At 36.4% G+C, this 12810-nt stretch carries 12 protein-coding genes and 1 riboswitch; of the genes, 2 read left to right on the plus strand and 10 right to left on the minus strand.

The window, feature by feature from the left end; genetic code table 11:
• Positions 1–93 precede the first annotated feature (93 nt).
• The 3 genes from racE to gerE form a co-directional block, all read right to left on the minus strand.
• The gene (gene racE, locus C2I06_RS11155) at positions 94–891 is read right to left on the minus strand and encodes a glutamate racemase (protein WP_095331506.1); all 798 of its coding nucleotides are present in this window, start codon (positions 889–891) and stop codon (positions 94–96) included.
• Positions 892–900: 9 nt separating this feature from the next.
• Positions 901–1359 (minus strand): MarR family winged helix-turn-helix transcriptional regulator, encoded by a 459-nt coding sequence (locus C2I06_RS11160; protein ID WP_095331504.1) that lies wholly within the window; start codon positions 1357–1359, stop codon positions 901–903.
• Positions 1360–1606: 247 nt separating this feature from the next.
• Positions 1607–1831 (minus strand): spore germination transcription factor GerE, encoded by a 225-nt coding sequence (gene gerE, locus C2I06_RS11165; RefSeq protein WP_016201768.1) that lies wholly within the window; start codon positions 1829–1831, stop codon positions 1607–1609.
• Positions 1832–2176: 345 nt separating this feature from the next.
• On the opposite strand from gerE, the gene C2I06_RS11170 reads away from it, so the two are divergent.
• Complete coding sequence (locus tag C2I06_RS11170) at positions 2177–3325, plus strand: hypothetical protein (RefSeq protein ID WP_123258062.1); 1149 nt, start codon at positions 2177–2179, stop codon at positions 3323–3325.
• 35 nt (positions 3326–3360) lie between these two features.
• On the opposite strand, the gene sdhB is transcribed toward C2I06_RS11170, so the two are convergent.
• From sdhB to C2I06_RS11185, 3 genes are read right to left on the minus strand one after another with little or no spacing between them, the layout of a single operon-like run.
• Entirely contained in the window at positions 3361–4119 is a 759-nt protein-coding gene (gene sdhB, locus C2I06_RS11175; protein ID WP_095331501.1) for a succinate dehydrogenase iron-sulfur subunit, read from the minus strand.
• Position 4120: 1 nt separating this feature from the next.
• The gene (gene sdhA / locus C2I06_RS11180; protein WP_095331499.1) at positions 4121–5884 is read right to left on the minus strand and encodes a succinate dehydrogenase flavoprotein subunit; all 1764 of its coding nucleotides are present in this window, start codon (positions 5882–5884) and stop codon (positions 4121–4123) included.
• A 47-nt stretch (positions 5885–5931) separates the two neighbouring features.
• Positions 5932–6540 carry a succinate dehydrogenase cytochrome b558 subunit gene (locus tag C2I06_RS11185; protein ID WP_095331498.1) on the minus strand — a complete coding sequence of 203 codons (609 nt, stop codon included), beginning with the start codon at positions 6538–6540 and terminating at the stop codon, positions 5932–5934.
• A 590-nt stretch (positions 6541–7130) separates the two neighbouring features.
• Here C2I06_RS11185 and C2I06_RS11190 point away from each other — a divergent pair.
• Positions 7131–7592, plus strand: coding sequence for a YslB family protein (locus C2I06_RS11190; protein WP_095331496.1), 462 nt, complete (start codon positions 7131–7133; stop codon positions 7590–7592).
• Positions 7593–7668: 76 nt separating this feature from the next.
• Here the strand turns inward: C2I06_RS11190 and C2I06_RS11195 are convergent, their stop codons facing one another.
• The 4 genes from C2I06_RS11195 to C2I06_RS11210 form a co-directional block, all read right to left on the minus strand.
• Positions 7669–8898 (minus strand): aspartate kinase, encoded by a 1230-nt coding sequence (locus C2I06_RS11195; protein WP_123258063.1) that lies wholly within the window; start codon positions 8896–8898, stop codon positions 7669–7671.
• Positions 8899–9068: 170 nt separating this feature from the next.
• Positions 9069–9251, minus strand: a riboswitch (Lysine riboswitch).
• Between the two features lie 59 nt (positions 9252–9310).
• Entirely contained in the window at positions 9311–11083 is a 1773-nt protein-coding gene (uvrC, locus tag C2I06_RS11200; RefSeq protein WP_095331493.1) for an excinuclease ABC subunit UvrC, read from the minus strand.
• A gap of 314 nt (positions 11084–11397) precedes the next feature.
• Positions 11398–11712, minus strand: a complete 315-nt coding sequence (trxA, locus tag C2I06_RS11205; RefSeq protein WP_047941926.1) for a thioredoxin — start codon at positions 11710–11712, stop codon at positions 11398–11400.
• Between the two features lie 131 nt (positions 11713–11843).
• Entirely contained in the window at positions 11844–12803 is a 960-nt protein-coding gene (locus C2I06_RS11210; protein WP_123258064.1) for an electron transfer flavoprotein subunit alpha/FixB family protein, read from the minus strand.
• Positions 12804–12810 lie beyond the last annotated feature (7 nt).

Consider the following 12810-nt stretch of genomic DNA (forward strand, 5'->3'; position numbering starts at 1 on the left):
CAAAAAAAGACTGTCTCCCTATTTCCATTGCAAAATGTTTAGATGGGAAATCGTCTAAACATGATGTAATAGAACAGAAGACAGTCTTCTTTATTATGTTAATTTAACTGTTTCAACAGCATGTATTTCTTGATTCAGCCAATTGGAAGCGATGCGGGCAAACATCTCTTTTGATCCAGTTGTATAAAAATAATGTTCTACTTGATTCTCTCCAGAAGCAAGTTCATCATGATGGTTGAGAATAGTACTAACTTCGCGGGCAGTTTCTGCTCCAGAACTAATTACCTTTACCTTTTTTCCCATCTCTTCCTGTATAACTTTTGCTAACAAAGGATAATGGGTACAACCAAGAATTAGAGTATCTATCTCTTTATTCTTTAATGGCCATAGCGTTTCTTTCACAATTTTCCTTGCGACTGGTCCATCATATTCGCCGCTCTCCACTAAAGGGACAAATTTTGGACATGCTAAACTAATTGTTCTCACTCGATTATTAATCTTCTTTAATGCTGTTTCATATGCCCGACTTCGAACAGTACCTAATGTTCCAATCATACCTATATAATTATTTTTCGTTACCTTAATTGCTGTCCGTGCACCTGGAACGATTACGCCAATCACCGGAATAGACAGCTGTTCGCGTATCTCCTCTAGTGCGACTGCAGTAGCTGTATTACAGGCAATCACAAGCATCTTTATGTTTTTCTTCAACAGGAACCTAGTCATTTCCCAAGTAAATTTCTTCACTTCTTCTCCCGTTCTTGGGCCATATGGACATCTTGCCGTATCCCCTAAGTAAACGATATTTTCAAAAGGAAGCTGGCGCATTATCTCCTTTGCAACTGTTAATCCACCAACCCCAGAATCTATAACCCCTATTGCTCTTTCCAAAAAACCGCCTCATTTTTCTCGCATTACTTGATGTAACCGCATAAAATTTTTCTTTAATTCTTCAATATCTTCCGTTGAGTACTCATTTAATACCTCTTGAAGATAACCTTGACGCTTCTTGATAACTTCGTCAATTAATCTTTTTCCTTCTTCTAGCATATGAATACGAACCACACGTCGATCATTGGGATCCTTCACTCTTTGAACTAACTGATTTTTTTCCATCCGATCAACCAAATCTGTCGTAGTACTAAACGCAAGGAACATTTTATTAGATAATTCCCCAATCGTCATATCCCCTTCTTCAAATAGCCATTGTAAGGCAACAAATTGAGGAGGAGTCATCGTATAATTACTTAAAATCTCTCTTCCCTTTTGTTTGATAATACCAGATATGTAGCGCATATCTTTTTCGATTGTAGCTATATTCTTTAAGTATTCCTTTACATCTTTTTCTTCAGTCATCATGATTACAACTCCCATATATAAATATACAAATATAATGAATATCCGACAATTTTCTATAAATCAGTACCTCTAATTATAATCTACAATTCTCCCCTCGTAAATGTATAAGGTGAAAAGTTAATGTCCATGTAAAAATTGCCGAATAAAGCCATGATTCCACTACTTATTCACATTAAAAAGAAGATGACCCATATAAGCGGTAAAGGAGTGGAATTTCCTGCCCGCTTATACAAGATCATCTTCTTTATTATAGTTCTAGTTCTCCCATTCTAAGGAGTTCTACAACAGCCTGTGAACGCCCCTTCACGCCCAGCTTCTGCATAGCATTAGAAATATGATTTCGAACTGTTTTCTCGCTTATGAATAAATCACTCGCGATTTCCTTAGTCGTTTTATCTTGGACTAACAGCTCAAATACTTCTCTTTCTCTTTTGGTTAATAATGGCTTGTGAGTAAATTCATTCTCCTTCAAGTAGTGTAACCCTCCTTGCCTTTGCCAGCTATGAACTTTGGGATGGGTATAGTTATAGTCTGAATATATTATGTAAGATGACACCTTGGAGTGACTGGATTTAAGCAAATTAGGAAAGGTTTTTTCGGTTTTTCATGATTAGTACTCCATTCCCAACATTTGACGATAATTTTACGTACTTATGAACTTTCAACACACGAATTTTCATTATAAAATAGTCAAAATGTAGTACGTGCAATTATCATCCCTTTTTCCAAGCTTTCTAAAAAAATCGTGTTATAATTTAAACAATGAACCTTAGTTCGTAGTAAATTTCTGTTATCAAAGAAAGTTTTGGTGATATTGATGGACTTAAACATTGAATTATTGGCAAATTTACATATAGAAATTCTTCAGGATATGTATTTTGATTATGAAGAGAATAGTACTACATATATTGATATGGTAACGATTATGGGGAGTCTATTTTATTTTGAGCAACAAACGAAAAAGGCGCGAAAAAATAATCGCTTAATTGTGCCTGTTTTTAATTTAAGCCTCTGGGAAAAAAATAAAGCTATCTTAACAGAGCTAATAGATTGGATAATGGATGAACCTGTTTATCTGACTTTCCAGCAAAATGAAGCAGAGCTTTTTGCTCCATCTTTTTACCTTCCTAATCATCAGGAAGTAACCTTATTTTTGGATGATATAGCATCACTTGTGGGTGTTGCGAAAAATAATTGCATAGATCCGCCCATCACTTCTGACTACATTCGACTAAAAAACATGGACAATGAACAGAGCAAACAAGAAAAACTAGCTACATTTTTACGAAGTAGTGTTTCAGATGCTGGAGAGATTATTCATTTAGGCTCGGCAATTTGCAAGAAGATCAGAAGAAATCGATCAGCCGCTAGCATATGCTTGCTTGTATCGATTGCAGCAGCAAAAACATATTTTAACGGGAAAGGTACTGTATATGTCTATCAAAATAGCAAAATTAATAAGGATGTTTCTATCGATGGAGATGTACTGCTTAAAGCTACTCATCCAAAAACATTTAATCTAATAAATGCTCTTTATTCCAGCTTGGAGCTTGATTTGACTATCCAGACGCCTATCTTATATAGACCCTTCCATCGTGTCATCAATGAGATTCCTAAAGAATATAAGCTGCAAATAAAAAACACGGCAGAGTGTCTCCGAATACGAGGAGATGGGTATATATCAGCGAAAGTTCCATGCGGAATTTGTCTGCCATGCTTGCAAAGAAAAATGGTCTTATCGGCCAGTAATAATGAATTATATGATACCTTATACGAGTATGATTACGGGCAAAAGACTGCTGATATAAAAAATGAAGAAGATAAACGTATCTTAACAGAGAATCTGCAAGCCCTCGAACATGCTATTGAATATCTAAAGACAAATGTAAGTAGACTAGCTAGCGAGGAACAAACAATAGCAGAGGAATTCATTTTCACTTATCATCAATTTATGGAAAAATATTAGCACAAGAAAGACCACCTTAACTGGTGGTCTTTTGTTTAATGGTCACTTCCAAAGAACTCTTTAAATGCCTGGAACGTTGTTTCTCGGTTTAAGGCTGCAATTGATGTAGTTAGTGGAATGCCTTTTGGACAGGACTGCACACAGTTTTGAGAATTACCACAGTTAGCCAGTCCGCCGTCTCCCATTATCTCTTGCAGTCTTTCCTCCTTATTCATCTCTCCTGTTGGATGTGAATTAAAGAGACGGACTTGAGAAAGAGGTGCTGGTCCAATGAAATTAGATTTACTATTTACATTTGGGCAAGCTTCTAAGCAGACTCCACATGTCATACATTTCGATAACTCATATGCCCACTGGCGTTTTTTCTCTGGCATTCTTGGTCCAGGCCCTAAATCATATGTGCCATCAATTGGTATCCACGCTTTGACTTTCTTTAAACTGTCAAACATGCGGCTTCGATCGACTTGCAGGTCGCGCACCACAGGGAAGGTTCTCATTGGCTCTAGACGAATCGGCTGTTCTAATTGATCAATGAGTGCTGTACAGGATTGGCGTGGTTTTCCATTGATGACCATAGAACAGGCTCCGCAAACTTCTTCCAAACAGTTCATATCCCAAGCAACTGGAGAGGTCTTTTTCCCGTCGCTTGTAACTGGATTTCTGCGAATCTCCATTAATGCAGAAATGATGTTCATATTAGGACGATAAGGTAAACTAAATTCTTCTACATAAGATGGTGAATTAGGGTCATCTTGCCTTTCAATTTGTAATGTTACAGTTTTTTGCTCCCCCATTTTATTTCACTCCCTCTTTTTGCTTTGAATAATCTCTTTTTCTTGGTTTGATTAAGGAGGTATCGACTTCTTGATAATGGAAATCTGGTGCCTCATTTGCGCCAACAAATTTAGCCATTGTTGTTTTTAGGAAATCTTCATCATTTCTTTCTGGAAATTCTGGTTTATAATGTGCCCCACGGCTTTCATTTCGGTTGTATGCACCGAGAGTAATCACACGTGCTAGCTGAAGCATATTTTCTAATTGACGCGTAAATACGCCTCCTTGGTTAGACCATTTTGCTGTATCATTGATATTAATTTTTTTATAACGCTCTAACAGTTCTTGTATCTTATCATCTGTTGCCAGCAGCTTATCGTTGTAACGAACCACTGTAACATTATCTGTCATCCATTCCCCTAATTCCTTATGAAGCACATAGGCATTTTCTGTTCCATCCATTTTCAAAATGCCCTGCCATTTAGCTTCTTCTGCTTTAATAGCGGAATCATAGATGGATGATGATAAATCTTCTGCACTTTTGCTTAATCCGCTTATATATTTAACCGCATTCGGACCTACTACCATGCCGCCATAAATAGCTGAAAGCAAGCTGTTGGCACCTAAGCGGTTTGCTCCATGCTGTGAATAATCACATTCACCAGCGGCAAATAAGCCTGGAATATTCGTCATTTGATCGTAATCTACCCATAATCCACCCATGGAGTAATGAACAGCAGGGAAAATTTTCATCGGAAGTTTACGAGGATCTTCACCAGTGAATTTTTCGTAAATCTCGATAATACCACCCAGTTTAATATCAAGCTCTTTTGGATTTTTATGAGATAGATCTAAATACACCATGTTTTCTCCATTGATGCCGAGCTTTTGATCGACACATACATGAAAAATCTCGCGTGTAGCAATATCCCTTGGTACAAGGTTTCCATAAGCTGGATACTTCTCTTCCAAGAAATACCATGGTTTACCATCTTTATATGTCCAGATACGACCGCCTTCTCCACGAGCTGATTCACTCATTAAACGTAATTTATCATCACCAGGAATTGCAGTTGGATGGATTTGAATAAATTCACCATTTGCATAATAAGCTCCTTGCTGATAAACAACAGATGCTGCTGAGCCAGTATTTATAATAGAGTTTGTGGATTTCCCAAAGATAATTCCCGGGCCGCCAGTTGCCATAATAACAGCGTCTGCAGGGAAGGATTTAATCTCCATTGTTTTTAAATCCTGTGCCTTAATTCCTCTGCATACTCCTTCGTCATCTGTGATAATACCAAGGAATTCCCAGCCTTCATACTTCACAACAAGTCCGTCGACTTCGTATCTTCTTACTTGCTCATCCAATGCGTATAGAAGCTGTTGTCCTGTTGTTGCACCTGCAAAAGCCGTTCTGTGATACTGTGTTCCTCCAAAGCGGCGGAAGTCCAGTAATCCTTCTGGTGTACGGTTAAACATAACTCCCATTCTGTCCATCAAGTGGATAATGCCAGGAGCTGCCTCAGCCATTGCTTTAACCGGTGGTTGGTTCGCTAAGAAGTCACCGCCATAAACCGTATCATCAAAATGTTCCCATGGAGAATCTCCTTCTCCTTTTGTATTTACCGCTCCATTAATCCCGCCTTGGGCACAAACAGAATGAGATCTTTTTACAGGCACAAGGGAAAATAATTCTAAAGGAGTCCCTGTCTCTGCTACTTTGATTGCTGCCATTAATCCTGCTAAACCACCGCCAACGATGATCACTTTCCCTTTCTTCATAACAACCGTTCACTCCTTCATCTATTGCTCTACTAATCTAGTATTTATTAAACAAACGCCAATATTGCTCGTACACCTACAATTGATAATGCAACAAATATTCCTAGCGTTACATATGTATTAATTCGTTGAGACTTAGGCGAAACAGTAATTCCCCAGCTTACACAGAATGACCATAAGCCATTAGAGAAGTGGAAAATCGTGGAGATAACACCCACTAAATAAAATGCAAGCATCCCTGGGTTTGCTAAATTTTCACTCATCATGTCATAATTTACTTCTTGGCCTAATTGAGCTGCTACTCTTGTTTCCCAAACATGCCATACGATAAAAATTAACGTAAAGATCCCTGTCACCCTTTGAATATAGAACATCCAATTTCGAAAAAAACTATAATTTTTTGTATTATTTTTGGCTGTAAACGCAATATAAATTCCATAAATCGCATGATACAAAATCGGTAAAAATATTACAAAAATTTCGAGAAAATACCGAAAAGGTAAATGCTCCATAAAGCCAGCTGCCTTATTAAAAGCTTCTGGACCTCTAGTTGCAAAGTGATTGACAACTAAATGTTGGATTAAAAATACACCTACTGGAATCACTCCTAATAACGAGTGAAGCCTTCTGAATAAAAACTCTCGATTTGCTGCCATAAAATTCCCCCCTAATTGATGACATACTCCCATTGCCCATAAAGCGATAACATAACCAAAAATTCTTACAATTTAGTGACAATTTAATTGTACTCTTAAAAAAAAATGCGGTCAAGAAAACGGATACATTAAATAAATTTTCTTTCGCTTTTTTTCTATCTATATGTCCCAAAAAAGGAAAAATTTCCTCCTTTCTCTTCTGTGCATAAATTTAACAAACAAATCAAATAATAGAATCAATGTAAAGAACTTGAACAAATATTGATTTTATCGTTATGGAAGCAAGATTTTTTCCTTTAAAAGGAAAAAAATTATTAAGACATTATTTAAAAAATTGCTTATTGTTTAAATAGATTTTTCACGTTTTTTAGTCACCCTAATTCAAAAATCGTTCCCTTTTCTTATGATTTTTTTCCGTTTTTACAGTATACTATTTAGACAATATATTTTATTCTATTTTATTTGGTTTCCGTACTTTTTACATAAACCGATGTATGGAAATATTGCAAATGCCAAAAATGATAACTTTTAGGAAGAGACTATCTTGTAATTATGTAAATATAATAGAATCATAGAAAGAGGAGAGCATATTGAGTGATTTAACATCCTTAGAAGAAAAAACACAGGTGGAGTCAGATCCCCTTACTGTTCCCGCGTATGGATATGAATTAATTCGAGAGATACTTATCCCCGAATTATTAGGTCGGGACACGCCTGATCTGTTATATTGGGCCGGTAAACGTATTGCCCGATTATTTCCTTTAAATACTGTAGAAGAAGCGTATGCTTTTTTTCAAAAGGTCGGATGGGGAAATTTAGAAGTTGTTAAACAAACAAAAAATGAAATTATCTATCAATTATCCAGCGAGCTGATTGAAAAAAGATTAAAGGAAAAAGGGAAATGCACCTTTCAATTAGAAGCAGGTTATTTAGCTCAACAATACGAACAGACAAAAAAAGTTATTGCAGAAGCCTTTGAAGACCCAAAAAGAAAAGAAAAAAAAGTAACCATAACGGTTCGCTGGGATAGTAAAGATCCTGTAGAAGGATAAAAAGAACTCCAAAAGAAAGAAGAATTTTAATAGTCTTCCTTCCTTTGGAGTCTTTTTTGCTTCTACTAATCATTTCTTATGCATGCACAGGTAGTTTACTTAATTCAAATGCATCGTGAAGAATTTCTACTGCTTTTACCATCTTCTCTTTCTCAATTACCGTTGATACTTTAATTTCGGATGTGCTAACCATTTTAATAATAATTTTTTCTTGTGATAATACTTTAAACATATCTGCTGCAACTCCCGGATTAGAAATCATTCCAGAACCGACTATCGATACTTTTGCCAATCCTTGTTCAGAAGTTACTTTATCGTATCCTAATTCCGCCTTATTTTCTTCTAGCACATTCAATGTTTCTTCTAAGTCACTATCTTTTATCGAAAAAGACAAATTTGTCAGCTGGTCATTTGTTAAGCTTTGAATAATAATATCGACATTTATATGATGGGACGCAAGGGTGGTAAAAATAGTAGAGAGACTTGTTAAGGGATTTCTTAATCCAAATACCGTCACACTCGTAATATTGTCCTCAAATGCCACTCCGCGTACAACTAAATTTTGTTCCATGGAAACTTCCTCCTCGATGATTGTTCCTTCTTCTTGTTCCATACTTGAGCGAACCACTAATGGTACTTGATAGTTTTTTGCATATTCTACTGCTCTTGGATGCAGGACTCCTGCCCCTAAATTAGCTAATTCCAGCATTTCATCATAAGAAATAGCTAATAGTTTTCGTGCGCTTTGCACAAAACGTGGGTCGGTTGTAAATACGCCTGTTACATCTGTGTAAATATCACATTTATCCGCTTTTAAAGCTGCTGCAATCGCAACCGCCGTTGTATCAGATCCACCACGTCCAAGTGTTGTTATATCTCCCGTGTCAGTTACTCCTTGAAATCCAGCTACTACTACTACTCTTCCTTGTTGTATCTGTTCTTGTACTTTTTCTGTTTGTATATTTACTATTCGCGCATTCCCATGAACATTCTCTGTTTCTATTCCTGCTTGCCAACCAGTATAGGAAATGGCATCTACTCCTTTCGCCTGTAAAGCCATAGATAGTAAGCTGATGGTAATTTGCTCTCCTGTGGATAGTAAGACATCCATTTCTCGTTTAGATGGCTTTGGATTTATTTCACTTGCAAGCGTTACAAGCGAATCGGTTGTTTTCCCCATAGCGGATACGACGACGACTACATCATTGCCACGATTTCTTTCTTCGATTACTCTTTCTGCTACATGAAGAATTCTTTCTGCACTGCCTACGGAAGTACCACCAAATTTTTGTACAACTAATCCCACTTCATTCCCTACCTTCTTGTAATCTTAGAGGTTTCTTTTTATTTCTCATTGCTTTTTTTTATGTACTTTTCTTTTCCTCTTTCGCAATCTTAATTAGTAAAAGACAAATAAAAAAAGCAATGAGAATATCTCATTGCCGTGCAGCTAAATACATTATAAATATGCACAAACAGTGAGATAGCTCTCCAAAACAGTTTCTTGTTTTGACAGTCTTACATTTATTCAATGCAAAACCAGCAAAGAAAGTCATGAGAACTTTCCTTACTTCGGCGATCTATCCCTTTCATAATTCTTCCCTGAAGCTCATTCTTCTCCGAATTATTACTCTTGAAGCTCGCACCTCTACCTTCACTTATTAAGTTATAAGTTGCCATCATTATAGCACAGTGGATTCATTCCGACAATTAATTTTTTATTCCTTTAATTTAGCAAGTAATTGTTCAGCCACATTTGCGGGAATACCTGCTTTCACAAATTCTTCGATCGTAGCTTCTTTCATTTTCTTCACAGATCCAAAGGTTTTTAAAAGTAATTTTCTGCGCTTTTCTCCAATCCCAGGAATGTCATCCAATAAAGACTGAAAAGCATTCTTCCCTCTTAATTGACGATGGAACGTAATGGCAAAGCGGTGAACTTCATCTTGGATTCTTTGTAATAAATAGAATTCCTGACTATTTCGCTCAAGCGGGATAATCTCCAATGGATTTCCGAATAGCAGTTGAGAAGTGCGGTGCTTATCATCCTTTACTAAACCAGCAACTGGAATATCTAAGCTTAATTCATCGAGTAGAACCTCTCTAACTGCTTCAAGATGCCCTTTTCCACCATCAATTAATAGTAAATCTGGAAGCGGCAGCCCTTCTTTTAAAACACGCTGGTATCTTCTTCGAACTACTTCCCGCATGGATTCATAATCATCTGGTCCTTTTACCGATTTGATCTTATACTTGCGGTATTCTCGTTTCGCTGGTTTTCCATCGATAAAGACAATCATCGCTGAAACTGGATTCGTCCCTTGAATATTACTGTTATCAAATGCTTCAATCCGCAGTGGTGTGTAAATCCCCATTTGTCTGCCTAGGTTTTCCACTGCTTTTATCGTACGCTCCTCATCACGTTCGATTAATGCAAACTTTTCTGTTAAAGCGTTCTTCGCATTTTTATTAGCTAATAATACAAGTTCCTTTTTTTGCCCTCTCTGCGGCTTTATCACTTTTACATTTAATAATTCTTCGACAATATCTCCTTGGATCTCGTCTGGAAGATAAATTTCCTTTGGTTTAAAATGATTGGCTTTCTCATAAAACTGCCCTAGATATGTTAGCATTTCCTCTTCAGGCTCTTGATAAATAGGAAACGTACTAACATCGCGTTCAATTAACTTTCCTTGACGAACAAAAAATACTTGAACACACATCCAGCCTTTATCATAGGAATAGCCAAAAATATCTCTGTCTACTAAATCCGTCATCATCATTTTTTGCTTTTCCATTGTTGCTTCGATATGAGCGATTTGGTCACGGTATTCCTTAGCGCGTTCAAAGTCTAATTCTTCTGATGCTGCCATCATTTTTTCAGATAGTTCTTTTTTAATATCTTTATATCCACCATTTAAGAACTTGATGATATCATCTGTCATCTTCTTATATTCTTGTTCGGTAACCTCATTTACACAAGGAGCTAAACATTGTCCTAAATGATAATATAAACAAACTCTATCTGGCAGCACATTGCACTTACGTAAAGGATAAATGCGATCAAGCAGTTTTTTTGTTTCATTTGCTGCTTGGACGTTTGGATATGGGCCAAAGTACTTGCCCTTGTCTTTCTTTACATTTCGAGTTGTAATCAGCCTTGGATGCCTTTCAGCCGTCAATTTAATAAATGGATAGCTTTTATCATCCTTCAGCATAATATTATATTTTGGATCATGCTTCTTAATTAAATTTATTTCTAATATTAATGCTTCAATATTGGAAGAGGTTATGATGTATTCAAAATCTTCAATTTCATTGACTAGTCTTAATGTCTTGCCATCATGAGAGCCTGTAAAGTAGGAACGAACTCGATTTTTTAATACCTTTGCTTTTCCTACATAAATAATGGTACCTTGTCGGTCCTTCATCAAATAACATCCAGGCTGATCAGGTAAGATCATTAATTTATTTTTAATGATGTCGTTCACAATTTTCCCTCCCAGCTCACAAACCTTATAAACGAACATATATACTATCTTCTCTAATTATAGAGAATTTCATCGATTCATCAAGGAAAAAGTATGGAATGGGAATATTTTAGGGAAAACGGTTTATTGTTATATGAAAAATAAGGAGAAAAGAGGGGGAATGATTTTATTGCGATGTTTTGTTATAACGGCTTTTATCGAATTATGATTATATTTTCCATTTCTACCAGCAAGTTTATTTTTTCTCCATAAAAAAACCTGCAGACACTAGTGGTGTCTACAGGTCTTTTTCTTTCAAAAATGAAAGAGTTTCATTAAACATGTTTAGCTAATAGTTCAGAAAGAGCTTCTTTTGGTTGGAATCCAACTACTTTATCTACTACTTCACCGTCTTTAAGAACAAGTAAAGTTGGGATGCTCATTACGCCAAATTTAGATGCTGATCCTTGGTTTTCATCTACATCTACTTTAACGATTTTTACACTATCTCCCATTTCGCCATCAAGTTCTTCAAGAACTGGAGCGATCATTTTACAAGGTCCGCACCATGGTGCCCAGAAATCTACTAATACTACACCTGAACCTGTTTCTTCTTGGAATGTTTGATCTGTTGCATGTGTAATGGCCATTTATAATTTGCCTCCTTATTTGATAAACTAACAATATCGAAAGTATACCATGGTTTCTTAGATGATACTAATAATATGTTTCAAATATCATTTTCCCCTACTATCAGCTAATACATTCACCCATAATTAGATCATTCCCATTCTTTTAATAAAGAAGGTATTATTTCAAAAATATCTCCTACAATCCCATAATCAGCTACTTCAAAAATGGGAGCATTTGGATCTTTATTAATAGCGATAATGGTTTTAGCAGATGTTACGCCAACAAGATGTTGAATAGCCCCTGATATTCCGCAGGCGATATATATATCTGGAGCCACGGTTTTTCCTGTCTGACCAAGCTGAATAGAAGCATCACATACTCCTAATTCTACTGCACCTCTGGAAACACCAACTGTTCCGCCAAGAGTGTCAGCTAATTTCTTCACTAGTGCAAATCCCTCTTCGTTTTGAATGCCTCTTCCAGCGCCAACAATAATTTTTGCATCTACTAAGCCAGCTGCCTTTTCTCTTTTTTGTTCGAGTCCAATTAAAGTAGCTACTGGCTTATCGATATTTACTTTCAAAGAACGAACATTCGGTTTTGTTTTCTCTTTCTTTGGGAGAGTCATCCATTTTTTGGGCTTTATTGTCATAAGAAAAGAAGAATCTTCAACTTCTGTCCGTTCCGTTAATTTTCCAGAATAAGCAGACCGAGTTATAGACAGTTTATTATCATGAAAGACAAAACTCTCTATATTTGAAAATAAGGATAGATTCCATTTCTCACTTAAATACGGGAAGATGGATCTGCCGATATCATTATGTCCACATAAAAGAATAGAGGGTTCAAGTTGTTCCCAAACAGATAAGAGGGCTTTTATATATGATTCATTCGAAAATCTAGCTAACAAAGGATGTTCCACGATAATGATTTGATCGACATCCGTTTCATCCCATTCAGATGCGTTCTTTCTCATATCCTCTCCCATTAGCAAGAGAATCGTTTCTGCCTCCGTTTGTAATTCCTTTGCTGCTGAAATACATTCAAGGGTAATGGAGGCAAGTTTTCCTTCTTGATGTTCTCCCAACACAACGATTTTTCCCTTCATATTAACT

This window comes from Niallia circulans, assembly GCF_003726095.1.
Taxonomy (GTDB): domain Bacteria; phylum Bacillota; class Bacilli; order Bacillales; family Cytobacillaceae; genus Niallia; species Niallia circulans_A.